Origin of the sequence: Micromonospora sp. NPDC000663 (assembly GCF_042898105.1) — a bacterium.
Taxonomy (GTDB): Bacteria; Actinomycetota; Actinomycetes; order Mycobacteriales; family Micromonosporaceae; genus Micromonospora.
Genome location: NZ_JBIAYR010000006.1, coordinates 151,119 through 175,672, shown reverse-complemented (window position 1 = coordinate 175,672; position 24,554 = coordinate 151,119). Strand labels below are relative to the sequence as shown.

The following is a 24,554-nucleotide window of genomic DNA, read 5'->3' as shown; positions in this document are numbered from 1 at the left end:
AGTAGTATTCGGGTCTAAGCTTCCGCCATGACGGCAGTGCATGTCCCCGGCGCCCCTCTCGTCGAGGCGGGCCAGCTGATCTCGACAAGTCCCGCCACCGGCGCCGAGGCCGGTCGCTTCCCGGTCGCCACCGACGCCGACGTACGACAGGCCGTCGAGCGTGCCCGCGCCGCCGGCGAATGGTGGGCGGGGCTCGGCTTCGCCGGCCGTCGCGCGCGTCTGCTGCGCTGGCGGGCCCTGCTCGCCAAGCGGATCGAGCAGCTCGCCGAACTGGTACACGTCGAGGGCGGCAAGCCTGTCGCCGACGCCATCGTCGAGATCGTCACCGCGATCGAGCACATCGACTGGGCCGCCCGCAACGCCGGCCGGGTGCTCGGCTCGCGTCGGGCGCGGTCGCGGCTCATCCTCGCCGAGTTCTCCGGCATGCTCGAATACCAGCCGTACGGGGTGGTCGGCGTGATCGGGCCGTGGAACTATCCGGTCTTCACCCCCATCGGCTCGGCCGCGTACGCCCTGGCCGCCGGCAACGCCGTCGTGCTCAAGCCGAGCGAGTACACGCCCGCGAGCGGCCAGTGGCTGGTGGACAGCTTCGCCGAGGTGGTGCCCGAGCATCAGGTGTTCACCGCCGTACACGGGATGGGCGACGTGGGCGCCGCGCTGTGCCGCTCCGGGGTCGACAAGGTGGCCTTCACCGGCTCCACGGCGACGGCCCGCAAGGTGATGGCCGCCTGCGCCGAGACGCTGACCCCGGTGCTGATCGAGGGTGGCGGCAAGGACGCCATGATCGTCGACAGCGACGCGAATCTGGACGCCGCCGCCGAGGCGTGTGTGTGGGGCGGCATGACGAACGCCGGTCAGACCTGCATCGGCATCGAGCGGGTGTACGTCGTCGACCCCGTCTTCGACGCCTTCGTCGACAAGGTGGTGACCCGCGCCGGCCGGCTGACCGTAGGGCCGGAGGGCGCCGACATCGGCCCGATCACGATGCCCACGCAGCTCGACGTGATCCGCCGCCACATCGACGCCGCCATCGCCTCGGGCGGACGCGCCGTACTGGGCGGCCCGGACGCGGTGCAGCCGCCGTACGTCCACCCGACAGTGCTCGTGGACGTCCCGGAGGAGTCGGCGGCCGTCCGGGAGGAGACCTTCGGCCCGACGCTCACCATCAGCCGGGTCCGCGATGCCGACGAGGCCGTCACGCGTGCCAACGCCCTGCCGTACGGCCTCGGGGGTTCGGTCTTCGGCCGGCGCCGGGCGGTCTCCATCGCCCGGCGGCTGCGCTCCGGGATGGCCTCGGTCAACTCCAGCCTGACCTTCGCGGGGATGTCCACGCTGCCGTTCGGCGGGGTCGGCGACTCGGGCTTCGGGCGCATCCATGGAGAGGACGGGCTGCGCGAGTTCGGCAGGGCCAAGGCCATCACCCGGCGGCGCGCCCGGTCGCTGCTGCCGTCGATGACCTTCGACCGCACGCCGACCGACGTGGCACGGCTCGTCCGCGTCATCAAGACGATGTACGGCAGGTGAGTGTCGGATAACCGATCTCCACCGGGATCGGCGTATCCACATGTTTGTACCCGGTAGGCACGGCGGTACATTGCGTTAAATGGGCCCTAATCGATTGCGCTACCGCCTTGTCGACAGTGACCAGTCGTGGAGCGCTCGACGGCGGCGGCACCGCGCGGACTGGCTTGCGCGTACCTTCCCCGACCTTAGGGACATGCACGTCGTCGACCTCGGTGGCCGGCTCGGCACCTGGCACCGCGCCACCGTACGACCGGCCCGCGTGACAGTCGTCAACCTGGAACAACCGCCAGTCGCCGTGCCGGAATGGGCCCACGTCGAGCAGGCCGACGCCTGCGAACTGCCGGCACGCCTCGCCAGGGGCGACTACGACCTGGTCTTCTCCAACTCGGTGCTGGAGCACGTGGGCGGGCACGAACGCCGCCTACGATTCGCCGCCACCGCCCGTGCGCTGGCCGAGCGGCACTGGGTGCAGACGCCCTACCGCTACTTCCCCATCGAGCCACACTGGATCGCGCCCGGAATGCAGTTCCTCCCGGTACGACTGCGCACCGCGCTCGCCCGCCGCTGGCCACTTGGCCACAAACCCACACGCAGCCACGAGGCCGCGATCCACCAGGTGCTGTGGACCGAGTTGCTGGACCGCTCGCAGATGCGGCACTACTTCCCCGACTCGCGGATGCTCGTCGAGCGCGTGGTCGGCCTGCCGAAATCGCTTATCGCGGTACGGACCGGCGCGTGACCGGTCAGAAGAGGGTCAGCTCGTCCTTCTCGATGCCGCGCAGCTTGTCGTAGTCCACGACCACGCACCTGATGCCCCGGTCGGTGGCGAGCACCCGCGCCTGCGGCTTGATCTCCTGCGCGGCGAAGACACCGCTGACCGGGCTGAGCAGCGGATCACGGTTCATCAGTTCGAGGTAGCGGGTGAGCTGCTCCACCCCGTCGATCTCACCGCGCCGCTTGACCTCGACGGCGACCGCCCCGGAGTTGGCGTCCCGGCAGAGCAGGTCGACCGGACCGATGGCCGTCATGTACTCGCGGCGGACCAGCGTGTACCCCTCACCCAGCACACCCGGGTTGGCGGCCAGCAACTCCTGCAGATGCGCCTCCACCCCGTCCTTGCGCAGGCCCGGATCCACACCCAGCTCGTACGAGGTGTCCTGGAAGATCTCCTCCAGGGTGATCCGCAGTTCCTCGCCGGCCTTGTTGACGACCCGCCACACGCCCGGCGCCTCCTCCAGCCGACAGGGCGGGCTCATCCAGTTCAGCGGCTTGTACGCCCGGTCGTCGGCGTGGATCGACACCGACCCGTCCGCCTTCACCATCAACAGCCGAGTGGCCGGCGGCAGGTGAGCCGAGAGCCGTCCGACGTAGTCCACCGAGCACTTCGCAATGACCAACCGCACCCGACGAGGGTAGCCGAGCACCCGCCGGTCGCCACCGAGCGGCACTGGCGCGTCGATGCGATGCTGAGACCGTGCTCGAAGTTCTCACCGGTACCGGCCTCGCCGCCTCGGCGGGGTTGAACGCCTACATACCCCTGCTCACCCTCGGCCTGCTCGCCCGCTACAGCGACCTCATCGACCTGCCCAGCGGCTGGACGTGGCTCGGCAACGGCTGGGTCATCCTCATCCTCGCCGTCCTGCTCGCCGTGGAGATGGTGGCCGACAAGGTGCCTGTCGTCGACCACATCAATGACGTCGTGCAGACCGTCGTCCGCCCCACCGCAGGCGGTCTGGCCTTCGGTGCGGGCTCGTCGTCGGAGACGGTCACGGTCAGCGACCCCGGAAGCTTCTTCTCCAGTCACCAGTGGGTGCCGGTGGCCACCGGCGTCGCGCTCGCGTTCGGCGTCCACCTGCTCAAGTCCGCCGCACGCCCGGTCGTCAACGCGGCCACCGCCGGGTTCGGCGCCCCGGTGGCCAGCACCGCCGAGGACGCCACGAGCGTTGTCGTCTCGCTGGTGGCGATCATCCTGCCGGTGCTGGTCCTGGCGTTCCTGCTCGGCCTGGTGTTCTTCGTCTTCTGGTTCGTACGCCGCCGCTCCGAACGTCGCCGCGAACGGGAGGCGGCCCGCGCCGCCGGCTTCCGCGTCTGATGTCGAACATGCCGATGGCCGGCACCCCAAGTGTGGGGGTGCCGGCCATCGGTTGTTTCACGGGGTCAGCTGTTCCAGTGCTGGGCCACGAGGTCGGTGGCCTGCTGTTCCCACTGGGCGTAGGCGTCCGGGTAGGCCGAGACCTGCACGGTCTGCGCGGCGTCGGTCAACGCCATGTCCTGCCACCCGTCGACCTGCTTCAAACCCTTGAGGAACGCGGTGGTGGAGTACTCGGGGTCAGTGATCTGCTCCGGCGTACCCCAACCACTGGACGGGCGCTGCTGGAACAGGCCCAGCGAGTCGTGGTCGTTGCGGTCGCCGAGGTGCCCGAGGTTCTCCAGCTTCGACTCCTGCAGGCTCGTGGCGATCGAGATGACCGCGGCCCGCTCGGGCAGGCCGGCCTTCTTCGTCGCGGCGATGATCGCCTTGACGTTCGCGCTCTGCTCGTCGTTCAGGGTGATGTGCGACTGCTCGCCCTGCGGCTTCGGCGCGGCCGTCTGCACCGCGGCGGCGGCGGGCTTGGCGTCGACCGGGTTGGCGTGGGCGGCGACGGGGCCGGCGAAGACGCCACCGGCGAAGGCCAGACCAGCAACGGACAGCACACTCTTGCGCATGATCGTGTTCATGGGGGTAGCTCCTTCGGGGGTAGGAAACACCCGCGTGACAAGCCGGGTGTGAGCACCTCGTCCGGCGCTGCACAAAGTCGGGGGGTCGGCGGCCAGCGAGCCGGGGGCTCACGGCGCCGGGGTCCGGGTGTAACGACCCGGGGGCCGGGGTCATTCCGGGGGTGGCCCATCCGGCGGCACCCGCATCGAGGCGGTGCCCGGGGGTCGGTGTAACGACCGGCCGACCGGGGTCATTCCGGGGGCGGCCCATCCGGTGGCACCCACATCGAGGCGGCGCCCGGGTTTGCAACGAGCGGGCCAGGTCGGGCATTCCAACCCGTCGCGGGTGCCGAGTGGCCGTGGTCCTGCGTTCGTCAGTGTGTGTAACGACCCCCGGCCGGCCACCATTCCGCCGCACCGGTGCGACCGGGCACCACCCACACGACCCCAAACCGGACAAACACCCCCCCAGACGCGCCGGGCGGGGGCATGCCGGGCGCTCAGGGCGATGATCCACTCCATATCGCCGATACGGCGCCATTCGGGATGCCCAGACACCGCCACATCGGCGACATGGCGTCGATCATGATCGTGCGATTGCGCCCGGCGACGGAGAAATGCCCCCTCCCGGGCGGGCGAGGGCATCGGGTCGCCCCGAGGAGCACGGGCACCGGCCCTCCGGAGCCGCCGATTGGGGGGCGGACATATCGCGGTACGCAAGGCCGACAAATGCCTAGGATCAGACAAGAGCCTAGAGGAGGTTGGCATGACCACAGCGATGGAGATGCCCCGGGTCCAGGAGTGCGTGGTCGCGGCGTGTGCGTACAACCAGTCGGGCGACTGCCACGCCTTTGCGATCACGATCGGCAGCATGGATCACGCGCACTGCCACACCTTCGTCGAGTCACCGGTGCGGGGTGGCGTGGACAGCCTGATCGCCCAGGTGGGCGCCTGCCAGCGCTCCGACTGCCGGCACAACGAGCAGTTGGAGTGCCACGCGTCGTCCATCAAGGTCGGCCCGGACAACGACCTGGCCGACTGCATGACGTACTCCGGTCGCTGACCCCACCTCAGGGCAGGTCGTTCGCCCGCCGGATGACCGTCACCAGGTCGTCGATGATGCCGGTGAGCGCGAAGTCCTTGGGCGTGAAGACGCGGGCCACTCCGGCGGCCCGCAGCGTGTCGGCGTCGCCGGCGGGGATGATGCCGCCGACCACCACCGGAAGGTCGCCCCGGCCGGCGGCGCGCAGACCGTCGAGCACCGCGGGTACGGCGGCGAGGTGCGAGCCGGACAGCACGGAGAGCCCGACCAGGTCGACGTCCTCCTCGACGGCGGCGGCCACGATCTGCCCGGCGGTCAGCCGGATTCCCTGGTAGACGACCTCGAAGCCGGCGTCGCGGGCGCGTACCGCGATCTGCTCGGCGCCGTTCGAGTGCCCGTCCAGGCCGGGCTTGCCGACCAGGAGCCGCAGTCGTCCGCTGCCGAGTTCCCGGGCGGTGGCGGTGACCCGTTCACGGACCGCAGCGAGACCCGGGTCTCCGCCGGTCCCGGTGGCGCCGGCCAGGCCGGTGGGTGCCCGGTACTCGCCGAAGACCTGGCGCAGCGCGCCGGCCCACTCGCCGGTGGTCACCCCGGCCCGCACGCACTCCAGGGTGGCCGGCATCAGGTTGGTGGTGGTCGCGGCGTCCGCGCGGAGCCGGGTCAGGGCCGCGTCGACGGCAGCCGTGTCCCGTTCGGCCCGCCACCCGTGTACGGCGTCCGTGGCGGAGGCCTCGACCGCCGGGTCGACCTGCTCGACCGCCTCCGCGCCGGCCGCGGTCAACGGGGACGGCTCGGTCTCGGCGAAGCGGTTGACCCCGACCACCACGTCGGCGCCGGACTCCATCCGGCGGCGGCGCTCGGCCAGCGAGGCGACGAGCGCGCTCTTGAGGTAGCCGGTCTCCACGGCGGCCACGACGCCGCCCAGCTCCAGCACCTTGTCCAGTTCCACGCGGGCGCCGGTGACGATCTCGTCGACGAGAGCTGTCATCACGTACGAGCCGGCGAAGAGGTCGGGATATTCGAGCAGGTCCGACTCGTACGCCAGGACCTGCTGCATCCGCAGCGACCACTGCTGGTCCCAGGGGCGGGGCAGGCCGAGCGCCTCGTTCCAGGCGGGCAGTTGCACCGCGCGGGCGCGGGCGTCGCGGGACAGCGTGACGCCGAGCATCTCCAGCACGATGCGCTGGATGTTGTTCTCCGGCTGCGCCTCGGTCAGGCCGAGCGAGTTGACCTGCACGCCGTAGCGGAAGCGGCGCTGCCGGGCCTCGGTGACGCCGTACCGGTCCCGGGTGATCTCGTTCCAGAGCGCGCCGAACGCGCGCATCTTGGCGATCTCCTCGACGAAACGCACACCGGCGTTGACGAAGAACGAGATCCGCTGCACCACGTCACCCATCCGCTCGGCCGGCACCTGGCCGGAGTCGCGGACCGCGTCGAGGACGGCGACGGCGGTGGCAAGCGCGAATCCGACCTCCTGCACGGGCGTCGCGCCGGCCTCCTGGAGGTGGTACGAGCAGATGTTCACCGGGTTCCACCGGGGCATCTCGCGCAGCGTGTACGCGACCACGTCGGCGGTCAGTCGCAGGGACGCGGCCGGCGGGAAGATGTACGTCCCCCGGGACAGGTACTCCTTGATGATGTCGTTCTGCGTGGTGCCGGCGCAGCGGGCCAGCTCGGCGCCCTGCTCCGTGGCCACCGTGCCGTAGAGGGCGAGCAGCCACATTGCCGGAGCGTTGATGGTCATCGAGGTGTTCGTGTCGGCGAGCGGGAGGCCGTCGAAGAGCGCCCGCATGTCCCCGAGGTGGGCCACCGGGACGCCGACCCTGCCGACCTCGCCGGTGGCCAGCTCGTGGTCCGGGTCGTACCCGGTCTGGGTGGGCAGGTCGAAGGCGACCGAGAGACCGGTCTGCCCCTTCGCCAGGTTGCGGCGGAAGAGGGCGTTGGTCGCGGTGGCCGACGAGTGACCGGCGTAGGTGCGCATCACCCACGGGCGGTCCCGCTCGGGCAACCGGCTCGGCGTCTCATCCATGGCCGGAGTCTAAGTTACCGTTCAGTAAAAGGAGCTGTGGAAAACCACACAGGTCCATGTCGGGGACGTCCGGGTACCAAGCGCCCGCAGTGGCGGGGACCGCCACACCCCGGGCAGCGGTCCCTGGTAGCAAGGACGCACACTGGACTCATGGATGACGAGCTGGCCATCTCCGTCCGCGGGCTGCGCAAGGCGTACGGCGACAACGTGGCGGTGGCGGGCGTGGACCTCGACGTCCACCGCGGTGAGGTGTTCGCGTTGCTCGGGCCGAACGGGGCCGGCAAGACCACCACGGTGGAGATCCTGGAGGGCTACCGACACCGCGACTCGGGCGAGGTGACGGTGCTCGGCACGGACCCGGCCCAGGCCGATCCGGACTGGCGGTCCCGGGTGGGCATCGTGCTGCAGGGCACCGGGGAGTTCGACGAGCTGACAGTGGCCGAGGTGGTCCGGCACTTCTCCGGCTTCTATGCCGACGCCGACGACCCGGACAAGGTAATCGAACGGGTCGGGCTGGCCGGCAAGGCGAAGGCCCGCACCCACACCCTCTCCGGCGGCCAGAAGCGCCGCCTGGACGTGGCGTTGGGCATCATCGGCCGGCCTGAGCTGCTCTTCCTCGACGAGCCGACCACGGGTTTCGACCCGGAGGCCCGCCGAGAGTTCTGGGAGCTGATCCGCGACCTCGCAGCGGCCGGCACCACGATCGTGCTGACCACGCACTACCTGGACGAGGCGGAGGCCCTCGCGGACCGAGTCGGCGTGATCGCCGGCGGGCGGCTGGTCGAGGTGGCCGCACCGAACCGGCTCGGCAACCGACAGGAGGCCCTCGCGACTGTCTCCTGGCGTACCCCGGAAGGGACGCTGGAAAGCGCGCAGAGCGCGACGCCGACGGCCTTCGTGGCCGACCTGGCCGCAAGTTACGGGGGCGAGGTCCCCGGCCTCACGGTGACCCGGCCGACCCTGGAGGACGTCTACCTCACGATGATCGGACACGCGCGATGACGACCACGACGAAGCCGGCGACGCCTGTCACCGCGAGCCGCGGCCGTCGGCCCGGCGCCGGCACGCTCGCCCTGCGCCAGGGCCGGCTGGAGATCACCCAGTTCCTGCGCAGCAGGGAGTCCGTGGTCTTCACCATGGGCTTCCCCATCATCATGATCCTGATCTTCGCGTCGATCTTCAGCGGGGAGATCGGCGGCGGGGTCAAGTACACCCAGTACTTCATCACCGGCATGATCGCGACCGGCCTGATGACTGTGAGCTTCCAGAACCTGGGCATCTGGATCCCGGTCGAGCGGGATCGGGGGGTGCTCAAGCGCTACCGGGGCACGCCGATGCCGAAGTGGGTCTGGTTCGCCGGAAAGGTGATCATGGTGGTGGCGATCGGCATCGCCGAGACCGCGCTCCTGCTGGCCGTCGCGGTGGCGCTGTTCGACCTCGACCTGCCGGGCACCGCCGGGAAGTGGTTGACCTTCGGCTGGGTCGCCGGGCTCGGGGTGACCGCCTGCACCCTGTGCGGCATAGCCATCTCGTCGCTGGCCCGCAGCGCCCGCAGCGGCTCGGCGGTGGTCACCCCGGTCGCCCTGGTGCTCCAGTTCATCTCCGGGGTGTTCTTCATCTTCACCGACCTGCCCACCTGGATGCAGCAGGTGGCCGCGCTGTTCCCGCTCAAGTGGATGTGCCAGGGACTGCGCGCGGTCTTCCTGCCGGAGAGCTTCGGCGCCCAGGAGCCGGGCGGCTCGTTCGAGCTGGGCCGGACCGCGCTCGTGCTCGGCCTGTGGTGCGTGATCGGTCTGGTGCTCTGCCTGACCACGTTCCGCTGGACCACCAAGCGCGACGGCTGACCGGCCGGCCGGGGCGGGATCCGCCCCGGCCGTCGTCGCTCAGTACGTGTAGAAGCCCTTGCCGGTCTTGCGGCCGAGGTCACCGGCGGTGACCATGCGCTGGAGCAGCTCCGGCGGGAAGAACTTCTCGTCGGCCGTGTCGGTGTAGATGTTCTTCGAGGCGTGCAGCAGCACGTCCACCCCGGTCAGGTCCGTGGTGGCCAGCGGGCCCATGGCGTGCCCGAAGCCCAGCCGGCAGGCGGTGTCCAGGTCCTCGGCGGACACCACGCCGGACTCGACGAGCTTGACCGCCTCCACCACCAGGGCGGAGATCAGCCGGGTGGTGACGAAGCCGGCGATGTCCCGGTTGACCACCACGACCGTCTTGCCGATCTCCTCGGCGAAGGCCCGCACGGTGGCCAGCGTGGCGTCGCTGGTCTTGTAACCGCGTACCAGCTCGCAGAGCTGCATCATCGGCACCGGCGAGAAGAAGTGGGTGCCGACGACGGCCTCGGGCCGCTCGGTGACCGCGGCGATCTGGGTGACCGGGATGGCCGAGGTGTTGGTGGCGAGCACCGCGTCCGACTTGCAGATCTTGTCCAGCGCGCGGAACACCTCGTGCTTGATCTCCAGCCGCTCGAAGACCGCCTCGACCACGATGTCCGCGTCCGCCGCCGCCTCCAGGTCGGTGGTCGGGGTGATCCGGGCCAGCGTCGCCTCGACCTCGGACGCCTCGATCCTGCCCTTCTCGGCGAACTTCTCCAGGGACTTCCGGATGCCGCCGAGCCCTCGCGTGGTGGCCGCGTCGTCCAGGTCGCGCAGCGTCACCTGCCAGCCCGCCTGCGCCGCCACCTGGGCGATGCCGGAACCCATCAGCCCAGCCCCGACGACCGCGAGTCGACCCGCCATCTACTTCTCCCTCGCTGCGATTGAGTGCCTTCCTGCACCCTAGTCGGCGAGCCTGAACGACCGCTAAGGGCTCCTGACGACAGGACGTCGGGCACGGGTCGTGACATGATGCCGCACTGGTGTGACGGATTCACGACTCCGCGCGGCGAACAAACGTCCGCGCCAGTGCATCGAACCCTACGACAACCCGATGGAACGAGCCAGGAGTCAACGATGCGTGCAATGCCTGTGGTCGGAACAATCACCTGCCTCCTGCTCGTGGGGGCGTGCGCGTCACCCACGCACCGGAGCGGTGACGCGGCACCGGCCGGTTCGCCGGATCAGACGACCGCCGCGCCCACCGCGCCCACCACCGGGACGCCGACGGCGCCCCCGCCGACGTCGGCCACGCCGCCCTCGCCGTCCGCCCGGCCGTCCAGCAGGCCCACCACCACCGCCCCGCTCGTGCTGGGCCCGAACGGCCTTGGCTCGCTGAAGCTCGGGATGTCCCGTCAGCAGGCCACCGCGACGGGAATGCTGCGCCCGTTCCCCACCAAGGGGGACGGCTGCGCGTCGGCACATCTGACGTCCGCCCCGACCGATCGAGGGCTGGTGATTTTCTCCGGGACTCTGGGGCTCGCCGTCATCGACGCGTACGGCAGCATCAAGACGCATGAAGGAGCGCGAATCGGCATGTCCAGCGCGGACATGCTGCGGATCTACCCGACGTGGAAGGCGGCCGACGGGGACGCCACCAACGGTCGCGGCTACGCAAAGACCCCCGGCAACGACAAGGCCGTTTACCGCATCGCGACGCGAAACGGCACTGTCACCGCGCTGACGCTTCAGTACTCGAACCAGAACTGCTACGAGTAGACGGAACCGACCCGGCCGGCCTGCGGTGCCAGTGAGCTGGACAACCGCAGGCCGGCAAGGATGTCGTCGGTTAGGTCGGCGTCGCCGACCTGCTTGATCTGCAGATAGACGCCATAGCCGCGCCGCGGCACGGAGAGCACCACCTCGCTGAACGAGACCGAGTCGCCACACGATGTCCATCGACGTACCCGTGCCTGGTTGCCGCCGACGTCCACGGTCCGCTCGGGCTGTTGGACGCAGGCAGTGTGGCTGGGCAACGCGGGCGCCGGGCCGCCGGCGAGCAGGGCCTTGCTCGCTCCGACGAAGACACCGGGTATCGCGCTCGCCGGATCCGGCCAGGCGGTGAGGTCCGGGGCGACCACGAGACCCGGGGCGCGGCCGGCGGGAAGTCGCAGCGCCAGAGGATTCCAGCCGGCGTCCTTCACCTCGCCGGCCCAGCTCGCCGGCACCGCGACGGAGAGAGCACCAGAGGCGTCGTCCACGCGTACCCAGCCTGATCGTGCCGGCACCGTGGAGCTGGACCCCGCCGTGGCCAGGAGCGCGACCAGTGCGACCCCGACGCCGACGACCCGTGCCGACCGCCGCACGAACCGGCCGCGACCCGTGTCCCGTTCCATCGACGCGATGACCCGGTGCAGCTCCTCGAGCATCACCGCGGCGGACGCCCAGCGTTGCCGGGGGTCGTGGTGCAGCGCACGTCGCACCAGGTCGTCCACGGTGGACGGAATGCCGGGCCGCACCTGGGACGGCCTGGGCAACGCCCGCCCACCCCTGCCCGCCCGGCCGGCCTGCTCGGGAGGGCTCCCGGTCAGCATGTGGTACGTGGTCGCGCCGATCGCGTACACGTCGGCACGGATGTCCAGACCTCCACCGGGTGTGGCCTGCTCGGGTGGCATGTAACCGGGTGTGCCGGCGGCGATGGTGAAGCCCGACGCGTTGGCGAGCGCCTTGGCCAGGCCGAGGTCGGCGACCAGCACCCGGTCCCGGCCCGGGGCCGGCTGAAACAGCACATTGGACGGCTTGAGGTCGCGGTGCAGCACACCGGCCTCGTGCAGCACCGTGACGGCGCTGGCGATGTCCGCCGCGACGAGCAACGCCTCTCGTACCGGCATCGGCCCCGAGCCGAGCCGATCCGCGAGGGTGCCACCGGCCGCGTACGGCATGACGAGATACGGCCGTCCGTCCGGCAGCTCACCGACGTCGAGCACACGGACGAGCAGGCTGGAATCGGTCCGCCGCATGATCCGTGCTTCCTGCTCGAACCGCTCCCGCAGATCGGCATGGTACGACCAGTTGTCTGCCAGCACCTTGATCGCGACGGAGGCATCCAGCGCGTCGTCGGCGCCGAGCCACACCGTGGCGAACGCTCCGGAGCCGATACGCCGCACAACGCGGTATCGACCGATCTTGTCGGGCACTGACACGCCCGTATTATGTCCGACAAGACGCTGAGGAACGGGGCCTGAGCATGTCAGAGGATCTTGCGATCGAGGAGCTGGCCGATCGCGCCGCGACGGGCGACGCCGCCGCTCTTGACTCGTTGCTGACGAAGATCGGTCCGCAGGTCCTACGGCAGTGTCTCCGCCTCCTCCCCTGCCGGCAGGACGCCGAAGAGGCGTGCCAGGACGCCCTTCTACAGGTCGCCCGCAACATTGGCGGTTTCGCGGGACGGTCGAAGTTCTCCACCTGGCTGTACGTCATCACTGCCAACTGCGCCCGGCAGACGTACCGGAGCCTCAAGCGCCGGGCCGACGAGCAGTCCACGCCGCTGCTCCCGCTCGATGCCCCCGACCCACGCACCACGAGCGTGATCGCGGGTTCCCGACTCGACCTGCTGGACGCGCTGGAACGACTGGAGGCGCACCGACCCGAGCTGGTCGCCCCGCTGGTGCTCCGTGACGTGTGCCAGTTGGCCTACGACGAGATCGCCGAGCATCTCGCGATTCCGGTCGGCACCCTGAAGTCCCGCATCCACGACGCGCGAAAGCACGTACGCGCGTCGCTGCACGCCGCCTGACCGGAAGGCAGGCTGCGGCGTCAGATCTCCAGCGACGGTTCCTCCGGCGCGGTACCCCGCTCCACCGCCACCCCCAGCGCCCGCAGGTCGGCCACGAAGTCCGGGTAGCCCCGGTCGACGTGGTGCACGTGGGATACCTCGGTGACCCCGTCCGCGCAGAGCCCGGCGATGATCAGCCCGGCGCCGGCGCGGATGTCGGTGGCCCGCACCGGCGCGCCGGACAACCGGTCCCGACCCCTGACCACCGCGTGGTGCCCGTCGGTCTTGATGTCCGCACCGAGGCGCATCATCTCGTTGGCGAACATGAACCGGCCGTCGAAGATGTTCTCGGTGATCAGCGAGGCGCCGTCGCTGACGGCGGCGAGCCCGATCGCCATCGGCAGCAGGTCGGTGGCGAAGCCGGGGTACGGCAGGGTCACGACATCCACCGCGCGGGGCCGGTCGTCCATCCGTACCCGGAAGCCGTTCCCACGCGTCTCGACCAGGCCGCCGGCCGCGACCACCTTGTCGAGCGCGACCTCCAGGAAGGCCGGGTCCAACCCGGTGACAGTCACGTCTCCTCTGGTCATGGCCGCGCCGAACGCCCACGTGCCGGCGACGATCCGGTCCCCCACCGTGGCGTGGCGCACCGGGCGCAGCCCGGGGACGCCGGTGATCCGCAGCGTGGACGTGCCGGCGCCGGCGATCCGCGCGCCCATCTGGTTGAGCATCGTGCAGATGTCGACGATCTCCGGCTCCCGGGCCGCGTTGTCGATCATCGTGGTGCCCTGGGCGAGCACCGCGGCCATCACCAGGTTCTCGGTCGCGCCCACGCTGGGGAAGTCCAGCACGATGTCGGCGCCACGCAGCCCGTGCGGCGCCGACGCGATGACGAACCCGTGCTCGCCGGAGATCTCCGCACCCATCCGGGTCAGCCCGGAGATGTGCATGTCCAACCCACGGGAGCCGATGGCGTCGCCGCCGGGGTGGGCCACCCGCACGTACCCCCGGCGGGCCAGCAGGGGACCGAGCACGCAGATCGACGCGCGCAGCCGGCGGACCAGGTCGTAGTCCGCGTCCGCCCCCGGCTGCTCGGGCACGTCGATGGTCACCGAACGGGACCGGGCGACGCCCCCTCGGGCGACCATCGGGTCGACCGGATCGTCGGCGTCGAACTCGACGTCGCAACCCAGCCGGCGTAACACCTCGCCCATGATCGCGATGTCGGTGATCCGGGGGACGTTGGTGATGACGCTGCGGCCCGGAGCGAGCAGCGCGGCGGCCATCAGCTTCAACGCCGAGTTCTTGGCACCGACGACGTGCACGGTGCCGGTCAGCCGGGCGTCACCGCGCACCCGGATGACGTCGACGTCGCTGACCGCCGGATCGCCGGCGTCGCCGGGACCCACCACCGCCGGCCAGGCGGTCGTGGCGTCCGGACGCGCCGGGATCGTCAGGTCCGGTATCCGTAGGCTGTGCGTCATGGCCGTCCACCTCACGCGCATCTACACCAAGGCCGGCGACGCCGGCATGACCAGGCTGAGCAACAACGAGCAGGTGCCGAAGACCGATCCACGGATCGCCGCGTACGCCGACGTCGACGAGTGCAACGCGGCGATCGGCGTCGCGATCGCCCTGGGGCAGCTCGACGAGGAGCTGCGGGGCGTGCTGGGGTCGGTGCAGAACGACCTGTTCGACGTCGGCGCCGACCTGTCCACCCCTGTCGAGCCGGACCCGAAGTACCCGCCGCTGCGGGTGACCGAGGAGTACGTCGAGCGCCTGGAGGGCTGGTGCGACGAGTACAACGCACGCCTGAGCAAGCTCGACTCCTTCATCCTCCCCGGCGGCACCGCGGGTGCGGCACTGCTGCACGTGGCGCGTACCACTGCCCGGCGTGCGGAACGAGCGGCGTGGGCGCTGGTCAGCCACGATCCGGACCGGACCAGCCCGCTCCCGGCAAAGTATCTCAACAGGCTCTCCGATCTGCTCTTTATCCTGTCAAGAACGGCAAATCCGGCGGGAGATGTGCTATGGGTCCCGGGCGGTAAGCGCTGAGCGTGGGCGCCCTGCACCACGTGGAGGTGTGGGTTCCCGATCTCGCCGCCGCCACGCGTAGTTGGGGCTGGCTCCTCGGCGAGTTGGGCTGGACGCCCTACCAGGAGTGGCCGGCCGGCCGCTCCTGGCGCCTGGGCGGGACCTACCTGGTGCTGGAGCGGTCACCGGCGCTCTCCGGGCCGGTGCACGACCGGCTCGCCCCGGGGCTGAACCACCTGGCATTCCACGCCGGCCCGCCGGCCGCCGTGGACCGTCTGGTCGCGGACGCGCCGGCGCACGGCTGGTCGCTGCTCTTTCCCGACCGCCACCCGCACGCCGGCGGCCCGGGCACCTACGCCGCCTACCTCACCGACAACCAGGGCTACGAGGCGGAACTGGTCGCCACCAGACAACGGCAGTAGATCAAAAAGCACGTCAGATCGACGCACAGGGCCCAGGACGGGGTTTCCGGGGGGAGCCCGCCCGGCGCAGGGATCAAGCTTGACCGCCCGGAGCCGGGTGGGCTCCCCCCGGAAACCCGAAAAGCGACGAGCCTCAGGCGGCCGGCCAGTCCTGGGAGGCCATACGCGGCGAGACCGCCCCCGGAGGGGCGGCCTCGAGCCAGGAGAGAAATCCGGTCACTGTCGACCGCGCCATGGCGATCTCGACAGGTGCGTGGTGACTGGTACACCGCAGGATCACCCAGTCGGCAGGCATGGAGAGCCGCTCCTGCCCTTCGGGCAGCCGTCGGCGCTCGACGGCGAGATCCTTGCGGGACAGCACCCGCTTGGGGCGCAGGGCGAAGCTGAACATCCGGTACCAGCGCAGCTCGTCACCGCAGAACCGGCCGAAGCCGGGTGACCAGCCACGACCGTCGAGGACTGTGGTGACCCGGACGCTGAGCCGGATGATGCCACCGCTGCGGGTGACCACGGCCCGCCTGACGAAGAGGACGAGGACGGCGACGAGGATGACGGCGACGCCGATCCCGATCCCTTCGACGATCTCCATCCCCGGTATGGCTCAGCGGCTCTGCGCGGAAACCGGGGTAGCGCTCTCGGCCAGCACGGTGACGCCGTCGGCGCTCACCGAGAGGAAGCCGCCGGCCACGTCGTACGCGACCTGCTCACCGCCGGCCAGCTTGATGCGGACCTGGCCGGGCTCGGCGAGCTGGCCGAGCAGCGGAGCGTGCCCCGGCAGGACACCAAGCTCACCCTCGGTCGTCCGGGCGACTACCATTTCGGCGTCACCGGACCAGACCTTCTCCTCGACGGCGACGAGCTCGACGTGAAGCTGCTGTGCCACGCTGTCTCCTTGCTGCGGCGGCGGATTGCCGAAAGTCTAGCCGTGACTCCGGCGCGCTCCCCACGCGGGTGGGAAAACAACGCCCCGCCTACTTGGTCTTGTTCTGGAATTCCGGATGCTCCAGGAGGAACGGGTCCAGTTGCTCGTTGTGCAGGGCCGTGAAGAAGTCCGGGACGCCCTCCTGGAACTGTTCCCCCAGGTACTTTTTGCCGTCGTACACTCCCCCGCCAGGCAGCTTGATCATTTGAATGGTGTTGGGGCGGATGTCCTTCAGCGCGAGCCCGAAGTCGACGACGCTGTTGCCCCGACCATTGAAGATCAACGACTGTCCGGCCGCGCGGAGCACCTTGTCCAGCTTGATCGGGTTGGCCACCACGTCGGCGCTGAACGCCTGACCCACCGTGGCCTTGACGAACTGCTGCTGGTGGCGCTGCCGACCGTAGTCGGCGTCCGGGACACCGTTCTTCGGGTAGCGCTGCCGGACGTAGTCCAACGCCTGCCACCCCTTGAGGTGGTGGGTGCCCTTCGTGTAGACCGCCTGCGGCCCGACGTAACCCTCGCCACGCGTGTTGCCCGGCCGAGGCTTGCCGTCCGGCTGCTTGTGCTCAGACCGCACCTCGCGCTCGATGTACATGTCGACGCCACCCATCGCGTCGACGATCTTCTGGAAGCCGGTGAAATTGATGATCGCGCCGGCGTCGAACCGCTTGATGCCCGTCACGTTCTGCACGGTCGTGGCCAGCAGTTCGAAGCCGCGTGCCGCGTCGGGGTTGGCGCCGGGCACCCGGCTGCCGAACGACATCGCAGCGTTGATCTTCGTCTTCTCGCCGTGGAAGTTGGCCTTCTTGAACGCGGGGATGTCGACGTAGAGGTCGCGTGGCAGCGAGAAGAGATACGCCCGGTCCATCGAGGCCGGCACGTGCAGGATCATGATCGAGTCGGCCAGCGGCGCCGCCGTGGGCGTACGCGGGTCGATGCCCACCAGCAGGATGTTCAGGGGGCCCTTGATGTCGCTCTTCTTCTCCTTGGCGCCCGCCGCCTGGTCGCCGAAGAGGTCGGCCTTGCCGACCGCGCCCTCGTAGCGGGCCATCAGCACCTCGGTGCCGACCAGCGCCGCCCCGCTGAGCAGGGTCAACACGGCGCCGAAGACCGTGCAGACCCTGGCCCAGCGTGGGACGCCCCGCCACACGGACTTCCTGCGGCCACTCTTGCCGGCCTTAGCCACGAGCATCTCCGTTCGTTACGCCCACGTGGGAAAGACGGGCGCACGTCGCCGAAAGGTTGCAAAGATGAACGCTCGTGTCACATGAGCGCGCGGAACGACCGTAGCGCGGCCGACGCGGGAGCGACGACCACGAGGAACGGACCGCGACGATGGTAGGGCGCGAAGGTGAACAAAAGACTGCCCCGGCATGGCCGGGGCAGTCTTTTGGTGACGAATCCGATCGGGCTGGTCAGCCCTTCATCAGCTCCTCAGCCTTACGCTCCAGGTCCTCGAGACCGCCGCACATGAAGAACGCCTGCTCGGGGAAGTGGTCGTACTCGCCCTCGCTGATCTTGCGGAACGCCTCGATGGTCTCCTTGATCGGGACCGTCGAGCCCGGCACACCGGTGAACTGCTCCGCGGCGTACGTGTTCTGCGAGAGGAAACGCTCGATCCGCCGCGCGCGCTGCACGGTGATCTTGTCTTCCTCGGAGAGCTCCTCGATGCCGAGGATGGCGATGATGTCCTGCAGGTCGCGGTAGCGCTGCAGGATCCGCTTCACCTCGGTGGCGACCTGGAAGTGCTCCTGGCCGACGAACTCCGGGGCGAGGATCCGGGACGAGGACGCCAGCGGGTCCACGGCCGGGTAGATGCCCTTGTCGGAGATCGACCGCTCCAGGTTGGTGGTCGCGTCGAGGTGGGCGAACGTGGTGGCCGGGGCGGGGTCGGTGTAGTCGTCCGCCGGCACGTAGATCGCCTGCATCGAGGTGATGGCCTGGCCCCGGACGGAGGTGATCCGCTCCTGGAGCTCGCCCATCTCGTCGGCGAGGGTCGGCTGGTAACCCACCGCGCTCGGCATACGGCCGAGCAGGGTGGAGACCTCCGAACCGGCCTGGGTGAAGCGGAAGATGTTGTCGATGAAGAGCAGCACCTCCTGCTTCTTCACGTCCCGGAAGTACTCCGCCATGGTCAGCGCGGAGAGCGCCACCCGCAGACGCGTGCCCGGCGGCTCGTCCATCTGGCCGTAGACGAGCGCGGTCTTGTCGATGACGCCGGACTCGGTCATCTCGGCGATGAGGTCGTTGCCCTCACGGGTCCGCTCACCCACGCCGGCGAACACCGACGTACCACCGAAGTTACGGGCAACACGGGTGATCATCTCCTGGATGAGCACCGTCTTGCCCACGCCCGCGCCGCCGAACAGGCCGATCTTGCCGCCCTTGACGTACGGGGCGAGCAGGTCGATGACCTTGATGCCGGTCTCCAGCATCTCGGTCTTCGGCTCCAGGTCGGCGAAGGCCGGGGCCTTGCGGTGGATGCCCCACCTGTCGTCCGCCTGGATGGTCTCGCCCTCGGTGAGGTTGAGGCACTCGCCGATCGCGTTGAACACGTGGCCCTTGACCGCGTCGCCCACCGGAACGGTGATCGGCTCGCCGCGGTCCTGCACCTCCGCGCCACGGACCAGACCGTCCGTCGGCTGCATCGAAATGGCGCGGACCAGGTTGTCACCCAGGTGCTGGGCGACCTCCAGGGTCAGCGTCTTCTCACCGCCGGACAGGTTCACCGTCACGTTGAGGGCGTTGAACAGGGCCGGCATGGCGTCGCGCGGGAACTCGGCGTCGACGACCGGGCCGATGACCCGGACCACGCGACCCGTGGCCGTCTTGGTCTCTACTGGGGCAGTCATCACACTTCACTTCCCGACGCGGCCAGCGCGTTGGCGCCGCCGACGATCTCGCTGATCTCCTGGGTGATCCCGGCCTGCCGGGCCGAGTTCATCTCACGCGTGTACTTGTCGATCATCTCTTCGGCGTTGTCGGTGGCGCTCTTCATCGCCCGCCGACGCGACGCCGACTCACTCGCCGCCGACTCGATCAACGCCGCGTAGATCCGCGTGTTGATGTACCTCGGCAGGAGCGCGTCGAGCAGCGCCTCCGCCTCCGGCTCGAACTCGTACGCCGGCAGCAGCCCTTCGGAGCGCGGCCGGTCCTCCACCTGCATCGGACCGATGATCTTCGTGACCGGGGTCTGCGTCATCAGCGAGTGGAACTCGGTGTAGACGATGTGCAACTCGTCGACACCCAGCACGCCATCCGCACCGGCGCCACCGTCCACGTCGTCCGCGCCGGCCGTGAACGCCTTGATCAGCGTCTCACCGACGGTACGGGCGTCCTCGAACGACGGCTGCTCGCTGAACCCGGTCCAGTTCGCCTCCATCGGCCGGTCACGGAACCGGTAGTACCCGACACCCTTACGCCCGATGACGTAGAGCACCGGCTCCTTGCCGTCCGCCTTGAGCCGCGCGATCAGCGACTCCGCCATCCTGATCGCGTTGGAGCTGTAACCGCCGGCCAGTCCACGGTCGCTGGTGACCAACAGGACGCCCGCCCGCCGCACCCGCTCGCGCGGGGTGAGCAGCGGGTGGTCGATCCGCGCGTTGGACGCCAGCGCCGTGAGCACACCGGTGATGGCCTGGGCGTACGGCAGGGACGCCTCCACCCGGGCCTGGGCCTTGGCGATCCGGCTCGTCGCCACGAGCTCCATCGCCTTGGTGATCTTCTTCATCGACTTCGCCGAGCGGATCCGTTGACGAAGAACGCGTACCTGGGCCGCCATGGGATCAGCTCTCGGCCGGGCGGTCGGTCGCGCCGTCGCGGAAGCGGGTCACCGTCTCGCGGTTCTCGTCACCCTCCAGCGGGGCGGCCGGCGCGTCGTTGACCTTGCGCTCGTCCTCCTTGCCGAGGAAGACCTGCTTGAACTCGCCGATCGCGGCGTCCAGGGAGTTGATGATGTCATCGTTCCACTGGTTGTCGGCGATCCCGGCCAGGACGCCCTGGTGCTTGTGCCGCAGGTACTGGAGGAACTCCGACTCGAAGCGGCGCACCTCGCCCACCGGGATGTCGTCCAGCTTGCCCTCGGTGCCGGCCCAGACCGAGACGACCTGCTCCTGCACCGGGAACGGCGAGTAGTTCGGCTGCTTGAGCAGCTCGACCAGGCGCGAACCGCGGTCCAGCTGGGCCCGGGAGGCCCGGTCCAGGTCGGAGGCGAAGGCGGCGAACGCCTCCAGCTCGCGGTACTGCGCGAGGTTGAGCCGCAGCGAGCCGGCGACCTTCTTCATCGGCTTCACCTGCGCGGCGCCACCGACCCGGGAGACCGAGGTACCGACGTTGATCGCCGGACGGACGCCCTGGTTGAACAGGTCGGTCTCCAGGAAGATCTGGCCGTCGGTGATCGAGATGACGTTGGTCGGGATGAAGGCCGAGATGTCGTTGGCCTTCGTCTCGATGATCGGCAGGCCGGTCATCGAGCCGCCACCCAGCTCGTCGGAGAGCTTCGCGCAACGCTCCAGCAGACGGGAGTGCAGGTAGAAGACGTCACCCGGGTACGCCTCACGGCCCGGCGGGCGACGCAGCAGCAGCGACACGGCACGGTACGCCTCGGCCTGCTTGCTCAGGTCGTCGAAGACGATCAGGACGTGCTTGCCGCCGTACATCCAGTGCTGCCCGATGGACGAGCCGGTGTACGGGGCCAGGTACTTGAAGCCGGCCGGGTCGGACGCCGGGGAGGCGACGATCGTCGTGTACTCCATCGCGCCCGCCTCCTCCAGCTGCCCCTTGATCGAGGCGATGGTGGAGGCCTTCTGACCGATGGCGACATAGATGCAGCGGACCTGCTTCTTCGGGTCACCGGTGCGCCAGTTGTCCCGCTGGTTGAGGATGGCGTCCAGGGCGACGGTGGTCTTACCGGTCTTCCGGTCGCCGATGATCAGCTGCCGCTGGCCCCGACCGATCGGGGTCATCGCGTCGATGGCCTTGATGCCGGTCTGCAGCGGCTCGTCGACGGACTGCCGGGACATCACGTTCGGAGCCTGCAGCTCCAGCTCGCGGAAGCCCTCGTTGGCGATGTCGCCGAGGCCGTCGATCGGCTGGCCGAGCGCGTTGACCACGCGGCCGAGGAAGGCGTCGCCCACCGGGACGGAGAGAACCCGCTCGGTGCGCTTGACGCGCTGCCCCTCCTCCAGCTTGGCGGAGTCACCGAGGACGACGACACCGATCTCCCGGACGTCGAGGTTCAACGCCACGCCGAGCGTGCCGTCCTCGAACTCCAGGAGCTCGTTGGTCATGGTCGAGGGCAGGCCCTCGACGTGGGCGATGCCGTCGCCGGTGTCGGCGACGGTGCCGACCTCCTCGCGGGAGACGTCGGACGAGTAGGAGGAGACGTAGCGCTCCAGAGCGCCGCGGATCTCCTCCGTCGAGATGGTCAGCTCGGCCATCCTCTGCTTCCTTAAAATTCAGGGGCCCGGGATACCTAGTACCGACCGGTCCGAATGGCGTCTGTCAATCCGGGCGCTGCGCGGCGGAGCCGCCCCGGAACGGGACGGCGGAGCCGTTCAGCGCTTCGCGAGCGCGTTGCGGGTCTCGTTGAGGCGGCGAAGGATGGTGCCGTCGTACAGGTCGGAGCCGACCCGCACGCTCACGCCACCCAGGACGTGGGGGTCGACCGTCTGCTTGACGGAGACCTCTCGACCGTATATCGCGCTGAGGCTCGCACCCAGCCGACGCTCGTCCTCGTCACTCAACGGGGCCGCGACTGTCACGTACGCCACCTGCCGGTCGCGTCGCTCGGCGGCCAGCTCGACCAGCCGGGTGAGCGCCCCGTTGAAGGAACGCCCGCCGAACCCGGCGAGCGCCGCCTCGACGAGGCGGACGGTGATCGGGTGGGCCTTGTCGGCGAGCAGTTCCCGGACCAGGGCGGCCCGGTGCTCGATCGGAGCCGCCGAGTCGGCCAGCGCGTTGGAGAGCGCCGGCTGACCCACGACGACCTGACCGAAGCGGAACATCTCGTCCTCGACCTCGCCGAGGTCGCCAGCCGAGTCGGCGCTGGCGAGCAGCGCCTCCACGCCGAGCCGCTCGGTGCCGTCGAGCAGCTCCGACGGTGCCGACCAGCGGCCGGAGACAAGCGTGGCGAGCAGGTCCAACGCTCCCGCGTCGATCTTGCCGCGCAGCATGTCGCCCAGCAGGCCGGCACGGTCCGCGCCGGACCGGGCCGGCTCGGACAGCGCCCGACGCAGCCGCGGCTCGCGCCGCAGCAGGGTGGCGACGGAGAGGATCCCGGCGGCGGCGTTGGCCACCGCCAACGGTTCCGCTCCGCGGACGTACGTCTCCAGGTGCTCCGCCGCGGCCTTGTACGACTCCCGGCTGGCGGCCTGCATCAGCGGGCCCCCGTGCTCTCGAGACCGCTCAGGAACCGGTCGACGGTGCCCTTGCGCCGTGCCTCGTCGGCCAGCGACTCGCCGACGATCTTGCTGGCCAGGTCCACCGCGATCGTGCCGACCTCGGCACGCAGCTCACGCACGATGGTGGCCCGCTCGGCGGCGAGCTGGTCCTTGCCGGCCTGGATGACCCGGTCGGACTCTTCCCGCGCCTTGGCGAGGATGTCCTGCCGGATGCCCTCGGCGTCGGCCCGCGCATCGTCACGGATCTTGGCGGCGTCGGTCCGGGCCTCGGCGAGCTGGGCACGGTACTGCTCGAGCAGCTGGTTCGCCTCGGCCTGGGCGGCCTCGGCGCGCTTGATGCCGCCCTCGATCGCGTCGACCCGAGCCTGGAACGTCTGCTCCATGCGCGGGAAGACGAACTTCATCAGCACGAAGCAGAGCACGGCGAAGGCGACCGAACCGACCACGATCTCCTGCCAGAGCGGGATGATCGGGTTGTGGGTCGACTCACCACCCTCAGCGGCGAGGAAGTACATGGTTACCTCCCGGTCTAGGGGCGGGATCAGCCGGCCCAGATGAAGCCGAAGGCGATGCCCAGCAGCGCCAGCGCCTCGATGACGGCGAAGCCGATCCAGACGTACGGCAGAGTCATCCGGGACGACTCCGGCTGGCGGGCGGTCGACTGGATGTAGGCGGCGAAGACCAGGCCGACGCCGATGCCCGGGCCGATGGCCGCGAGGCCGTAGCCGATGGCGGCGGTGCTGCCCTCTACCGCGGCGAGAACGCTAGCGTCCATTGGTGTGGTTCCTCCTGGTTATCACGCGTGACTCTCACGCGGGACGACAAACGGTTGGTGCGGTGGATCAGTGCTCGTCGGCGAGCGCGCCCTGCACGTAGCTGGCGGTGAGGACGGTGAAGACGTATGCCTGCAGGCAGATCACCAGGAACTCGAGGAAGGTGAGCGCGATGGTCATCACCCAGGAGAGCACCGAGACCGGAGCCAGCCAGGCGTTGGCGCTCAGCATGGCGAAACCGCCGAGCGTGAAGACCAGCAGGAGCATGTGACCGGCGAACATGTTCGCGAAGAGACGAACCGCGAGCGAGAACGGCCGGACGATGAAGGTCGAGAAGAGCTCGATCGGGATCAGCAGCGGCAGGATGTACCAGGGTGCCGGCGGGATCAGCGAGTTCTTGAAGTACTTGACGAAGCCGTGGTGCCGGATGCCGATGTAGTTGAACAGCACGTAGCTGATGATCGCGAGGATCGCCGGGAAGGCGATGTGCGAGTTCGGCGAGATCTGGAAGAACGGGATGATCGCGAACGCGTTCGTCAGCAGCACGAAGCAGAAGAGCGTCGTGAAGTACGGGGCGAACCGCACACCCGCGTGGCCGATCATGTCGACGGCGATGTTGTTGCGTACGAAGCCGTAGATCGACTCGGCGAGCCACTGCTTCTTGGTCGGCACCAGCTGCGGCTTCCGGTACGTGGCCAGGAAGAAGATGATCAGGACGCCGACGGCGATCCAGACCATCGCAGTGATCTTGGTGAACCAGTACGAGTCGTGCGCACCCCAGGGCAGGATGCTGGGCAGGTAGAAGTCCTCCACCGTGGGTGGGAAATTCGCCTGGCCCGCCGCCAGGACGTTCGCCTGTCCGAACACCGCGTCCCTTCCTAAGTAGGCGTGCCGAGTCGGCGGACGACCAGGATGATTCCCCCGGCCATGCCGAGCACGACGCCGATCCCGGTGGCGACGCCACCGGTGTCGAGCCACTGGTCGACCAGCCAGCCGATGAAACCCCACACGAGCATGCCTCCGATGAGGTAGCTGAGCGCGGTCCAACCCTGACCGGCACCGGACGGAATGTCGTCCGGATCGCCGGCGGGACGGGGGGTTTGGTCACCAGCCATGACGGGGCGAAC

The 24,554-nt window shown here is 69.6% G+C and carries 27 protein-coding genes; 10 read left to right on the top strand and 17 right to left on the bottom strand.

Translation table 11 applies throughout. From position 1 onward, the window contains the following. Positions 1-27: 27 nt before the first annotated feature. Positions 28-1,524 carry an aldehyde dehydrogenase family protein gene (locus ACFY1S_RS21375; RefSeq protein WP_387120683.1) on the top strand — a complete coding sequence of 499 codons (1,497 nt, stop codon included), beginning with the start codon at positions 28-30 and terminating at the stop codon, positions 1,522-1,524. 79 nt (positions 1,525-1,603) lie between these two features. Continuing rightward, on the top strand, positions 1,604-2,263 hold the full coding sequence (locus ACFY1S_RS21370) for an SAM-dependent methyltransferase (RefSeq protein WP_387120680.1): 660 nt from the start codon (positions 1,604-1,606) through the stop codon (positions 2,261-2,263). A gap of 4 nt (positions 2,264-2,267) precedes the next feature. On the opposite strand, the gene nucS is transcribed toward ACFY1S_RS21370, so the two are convergent. Then, positions 2,268-2,927, bottom strand: a complete 660-nt coding sequence (gene nucS, locus ACFY1S_RS21365; protein ID WP_139582662.1) for an endonuclease NucS — start codon at positions 2,925-2,927, stop codon at positions 2,268-2,270. Positions 2,928-2,998: 71 nt separating this feature from the next. Between nucS and ACFY1S_RS21360 the strand changes: the two genes are divergently transcribed. Further along, the gene (locus ACFY1S_RS21360; protein WP_387120677.1) at positions 2,999-3,616 is read left to right on the top strand and encodes a DUF4126 domain-containing protein; all 618 of its coding nucleotides are present in this window, start codon (positions 2,999-3,001) and stop codon (positions 3,614-3,616) included. A gap of 65 nt (positions 3,617-3,681) precedes the next feature. Here the strand turns inward: ACFY1S_RS21360 and ACFY1S_RS21355 are convergent, their stop codons facing one another. Continuing rightward, a complete protein-coding gene (locus ACFY1S_RS21355) occupies positions 3,682-4,242 on the bottom strand; it encodes a hypothetical protein (protein ID WP_387120674.1) in 561 nt (186 codons plus the stop codon). 745 nt (positions 4,243-4,987) lie between these two features. Between ACFY1S_RS21355 and ACFY1S_RS21350 the strand changes: the two genes are divergently transcribed. Continuing rightward, the gene (locus tag ACFY1S_RS21350) at positions 4,988-5,284 is read left to right on the top strand and encodes a DUF1540 domain-containing protein (RefSeq protein ID WP_364373853.1); all 297 of its coding nucleotides are present in this window, start codon (positions 4,988-4,990) and stop codon (positions 5,282-5,284) included. Positions 5,285-5,291: 7 nt separating this feature from the next. Here ACFY1S_RS21350 and ACFY1S_RS21345 read toward each other — a convergent pair whose 3' ends face one another. Then, positions 5,292-7,292, bottom strand: coding sequence for a protein meaA (locus ACFY1S_RS21345; RefSeq protein ID WP_387120671.1), 2,001 nt, complete (start codon positions 7,290-7,292; stop codon positions 5,292-5,294). Between the two features lie 150 nt (positions 7,293-7,442). Between ACFY1S_RS21345 and ACFY1S_RS21340 the strand changes: the two genes are divergently transcribed. Beyond that, positions 7,443-8,294, top strand: a complete 852-nt coding sequence (locus ACFY1S_RS21340) for an ABC transporter ATP-binding protein (RefSeq protein WP_387120667.1) — start codon at positions 7,443-7,445, stop codon at positions 8,292-8,294. Further along, a complete protein-coding gene (locus ACFY1S_RS21335) occupies positions 8,291-9,136 on the top strand; it encodes an ABC transporter permease (RefSeq protein ID WP_387120664.1) in 846 nt (281 codons plus the stop codon). The genes ACFY1S_RS21340 and ACFY1S_RS21335 overlap by 4 nt, the downstream gene beginning before the upstream one ends. 39 nt (positions 9,137-9,175) lie before the next feature. On the opposite strand, the gene ACFY1S_RS21330 is transcribed toward ACFY1S_RS21335, so the two are convergent. Next, positions 9,176-10,024 carry a 3-hydroxyacyl-CoA dehydrogenase family protein gene (locus ACFY1S_RS21330; protein WP_364373865.1) on the bottom strand — a complete coding sequence of 283 codons (849 nt, stop codon included), beginning with the start codon at positions 10,022-10,024 and terminating at the stop codon, positions 9,176-9,178. A 444-nt stretch (positions 10,025-10,468) separates the two neighbouring features. Between ACFY1S_RS21330 and ACFY1S_RS21325 the strand changes: the two genes are divergently transcribed. After that, positions 10,469-10,879 carry a hypothetical protein gene (locus tag ACFY1S_RS21325; protein ID WP_387120661.1) on the top strand — a complete coding sequence of 137 codons (411 nt, stop codon included), beginning with the start codon at positions 10,469-10,471 and terminating at the stop codon, positions 10,877-10,879. Here ACFY1S_RS21325 and ACFY1S_RS21320 read toward each other — a convergent pair. Continuing rightward, on the bottom strand, positions 10,870-12,303 hold the full coding sequence (locus tag ACFY1S_RS21320) for a serine/threonine-protein kinase (protein WP_387120658.1): 1,434 nt from the start codon (positions 12,301-12,303) through the stop codon (positions 10,870-10,872). The genes ACFY1S_RS21325 and ACFY1S_RS21320 overlap by 10 nt on opposite strands. Before the next feature lie 44 nt (positions 12,304-12,347). Between ACFY1S_RS21320 and ACFY1S_RS21315 the strand changes: the two genes are divergently transcribed. Then, positions 12,348-12,896, top strand: coding sequence for an RNA polymerase sigma factor (locus ACFY1S_RS21315; protein WP_387120655.1), 549 nt, complete (start codon positions 12,348-12,350; stop codon positions 12,894-12,896). Positions 12,897-12,916: 20 nt separating this feature from the next. Here the strand turns inward: ACFY1S_RS21315 and murA are convergent, their stop codons facing one another. Next, positions 12,917-14,359 carry a UDP-N-acetylglucosamine 1-carboxyvinyltransferase gene (gene murA, locus ACFY1S_RS21310; RefSeq protein ID WP_387120652.1) on the bottom strand — a complete coding sequence of 481 codons (1,443 nt, stop codon included), beginning with the start codon at positions 14,357-14,359 and terminating at the stop codon, positions 12,917-12,919. On the opposite strand from murA, the gene ACFY1S_RS21305 reads away from it, so the two are divergent. Both ACFY1S_RS21305 and ACFY1S_RS21300 read left to right on the top strand, forming a co-directional pair. Then, a complete protein-coding gene (locus ACFY1S_RS21305) occupies positions 14,358-14,930 on the top strand; it encodes a cob(I)yrinic acid a,c-diamide adenosyltransferase (protein WP_387120649.1) in 573 nt (190 codons plus the stop codon). The genes murA and ACFY1S_RS21305 overlap by 2 nt on opposite strands. Further along, a complete protein-coding gene (locus ACFY1S_RS21300; protein WP_387121099.1) occupies positions 14,927-15,331 on the top strand; it encodes a VOC family protein in 405 nt (134 codons plus the stop codon). The genes ACFY1S_RS21305 and ACFY1S_RS21300 overlap by 4 nt, the downstream gene beginning before the upstream one ends. Before the next feature lie 133 nt (positions 15,332-15,464). Here the strand turns inward: ACFY1S_RS21300 and ACFY1S_RS21295 are convergent, their stop codons facing one another. The 11 genes from ACFY1S_RS21295 to ACFY1S_RS21245 all read right to left on the bottom strand — a co-directional run bounded on the left by ACFY1S_RS21295 (position 15,465) and on the right by ACFY1S_RS21245 (position 24,542). Continuing rightward, positions 15,465-15,920, bottom strand: a complete 456-nt coding sequence (locus ACFY1S_RS21295; protein ID WP_364373881.1) for a DUF2550 domain-containing protein — start codon at positions 15,918-15,920, stop codon at positions 15,465-15,467. A gap of 12 nt (positions 15,921-15,932) precedes the next feature. Next, a complete protein-coding gene (locus ACFY1S_RS21290; RefSeq protein ID WP_112584025.1) occupies positions 15,933-16,214 on the bottom strand; it encodes a F0F1 ATP synthase subunit epsilon in 282 nt (93 codons plus the stop codon). 88 nt (positions 16,215-16,302) lie between these two features. Next, entirely contained in the window at positions 16,303-17,445 is a 1,143-nt protein-coding gene (locus ACFY1S_RS21285) for an LCP family protein (protein WP_387120644.1), read from the bottom strand. Positions 17,446-17,668: 223 nt separating this feature from the next. Then, the gene (gene atpD / locus ACFY1S_RS21280; RefSeq protein WP_387120641.1) at positions 17,669-19,105 is read right to left on the bottom strand and encodes a F0F1 ATP synthase subunit beta; all 1,437 of its coding nucleotides are present in this window, start codon (positions 19,103-19,105) and stop codon (positions 17,669-17,671) included. Continuing rightward, positions 19,105-20,034 carry a F0F1 ATP synthase subunit gamma gene (locus tag ACFY1S_RS21275; RefSeq protein ID WP_364373889.1) on the bottom strand — a complete coding sequence of 310 codons (930 nt, stop codon included), beginning with the start codon at positions 20,032-20,034 and terminating at the stop codon, positions 19,105-19,107. Before ACFY1S_RS21275 ends, atpD begins: the two co-directional genes overlap by 1 nt. A gap of 4 nt (positions 20,035-20,038) precedes the next feature. After that, a complete protein-coding gene (atpA, locus tag ACFY1S_RS21270; protein WP_387120638.1) occupies positions 20,039-21,691 on the bottom strand; it encodes a F0F1 ATP synthase subunit alpha in 1,653 nt (550 codons plus the stop codon). Positions 21,692-21,808: 117 nt separating this feature from the next. Beyond that, positions 21,809-22,630, bottom strand: a complete 822-nt coding sequence (locus tag ACFY1S_RS21265; RefSeq protein ID WP_387120635.1) for a F0F1 ATP synthase subunit delta — start codon at positions 22,628-22,630, stop codon at positions 21,809-21,811. Then, a complete protein-coding gene (locus tag ACFY1S_RS21260) occupies positions 22,630-23,169 on the bottom strand; it encodes a F0F1 ATP synthase subunit B (protein WP_364373897.1) in 540 nt (179 codons plus the stop codon). The genes ACFY1S_RS21265 and ACFY1S_RS21260 overlap by 1 nt, the downstream gene beginning before the upstream one ends. 26 nt (positions 23,170-23,195) lie before the next feature. Then, complete coding sequence (locus ACFY1S_RS21255; RefSeq protein WP_030488047.1) at positions 23,196-23,429, bottom strand: ATP synthase F0 subunit C; 234 nt, start codon at positions 23,427-23,429, stop codon at positions 23,196-23,198. Positions 23,430-23,496: 67 nt separating this feature from the next. Continuing rightward, positions 23,497-24,294, bottom strand: a complete 798-nt coding sequence (gene atpB / locus ACFY1S_RS21250) for a F0F1 ATP synthase subunit A (RefSeq protein WP_357989463.1) — start codon at positions 24,292-24,294, stop codon at positions 23,497-23,499. Positions 24,295-24,305: 11 nt separating this feature from the next. Further along, entirely contained in the window at positions 24,306-24,542 is a 237-nt protein-coding gene (locus ACFY1S_RS21245; protein WP_387120630.1) for a hypothetical protein, read from the bottom strand. Positions 24,543-24,554: the final 12 nt, after the last annotated feature.

Bases quoted from the DNA above. Each gene is read 5' to 3' on its own strand.
- ACFY1S_RS21260 (WP_364373897.1), bottom strand. From the start codon at position 23,169: ATGTACTTCCTCGCCGCTGAGGGTGGTGAGTCGACCCACAACCCGATC.
- ACFY1S_RS21375 (WP_387120683.1), top strand. From the start codon at position 28: ATGACGGCAGTGCATGTCCCCGGCGCCCCTCTCGTCGAGGCGGGCCAG.
- ACFY1S_RS21370 (WP_387120680.1), top strand. From the start codon at position 1,604: ATGGGCCCTAATCGATTGCGCTACCGCCTTGTCGACAGTGACCAGTCG.
- ACFY1S_RS21315 (WP_387120655.1), top strand. From the start codon at position 12,348: ATGTCAGAGGATCTTGCGATCGAGGAGCTGGCCGATCGCGCCGCGACG.
- ACFY1S_RS21330 (WP_364373865.1), bottom strand. From the start codon at position 10,024: ATGGCGGGTCGACTCGCGGTCGTCGGGGCTGGGCTGATGGGTTCCGGC.
- ACFY1S_RS21275 (WP_364373889.1), bottom strand. From the start codon at position 20,034: ATGGCGGCCCAGGTACGCGTTCTTCGTCAACGGATCCGCTCGGCGAAG.
- ACFY1S_RS21245 (WP_387120630.1), bottom strand. From the start codon at position 24,542: ATGGCTGGTGACCAAACCCCCCGTCCCGCCGGCGATCCGGACGACATT.
- ACFY1S_RS21345 (WP_387120671.1), bottom strand. From the start codon at position 7,292: ATGGATGAGACGCCGAGCCGGTTGCCCGAGCGGGACCGCCCGTGGGTG.
- ACFY1S_RS21285 (WP_387120644.1), bottom strand. From the start codon at position 17,445: ATGCTCGTGGCTAAGGCCGGCAAGAGTGGCCGCAGGAAGTCCGTGTGG.
- murA (WP_387120652.1), bottom strand. From the start codon at position 14,359: ATGACGCACAGCCTACGGATACCGGACCTGACGATCCCGGCGCGTCCG.
- ACFY1S_RS21350 (WP_364373853.1), top strand. From the start codon at position 4,988: ATGACCACAGCGATGGAGATGCCCCGGGTCCAGGAGTGCGTGGTCGCG.
- atpA (WP_387120638.1), bottom strand. From the start codon at position 21,691: ATGGCCGAGCTGACCATCTCGACGGAGGAGATCCGCGGCGCTCTGGAG.
- ACFY1S_RS21335 (WP_387120664.1), top strand. From the start codon at position 8,291: ATGACGACCACGACGAAGCCGGCGACGCCTGTCACCGCGAGCCGCGGC.
- ACFY1S_RS21255 (WP_030488047.1), bottom strand. From the start codon at position 23,429: ATGGACGCTAGCGTTCTCGCCGCGGTAGAGGGCAGCACCGCCGCCATC.
- ACFY1S_RS21340 (WP_387120667.1), top strand. From the start codon at position 7,443: ATGGATGACGAGCTGGCCATCTCCGTCCGCGGGCTGCGCAAGGCGTAC.
- ACFY1S_RS21355 (WP_387120674.1), bottom strand. From the start codon at position 4,242: ATGAACACGATCATGCGCAAGAGTGTGCTGTCCGTTGCTGGTCTGGCC.
- ACFY1S_RS21295 (WP_364373881.1), bottom strand. From the start codon at position 15,920: ATGGAGATCGTCGAAGGGATCGGGATCGGCGTCGCCGTCATCCTCGTC.
- ACFY1S_RS21265 (WP_387120635.1), bottom strand. From the start codon at position 22,630: ATGCAGGCCGCCAGCCGGGAGTCGTACAAGGCCGCGGCGGAGCACCTG.
- atpD (WP_387120641.1), bottom strand. From the start codon at position 19,105: ATGACTGCCCCAGTAGAGACCAAGACGGCCACGGGTCGCGTGGTCCGG.
- ACFY1S_RS21305 (WP_387120649.1), top strand. From the start codon at position 14,358: ATGGCCGTCCACCTCACGCGCATCTACACCAAGGCCGGCGACGCCGGC.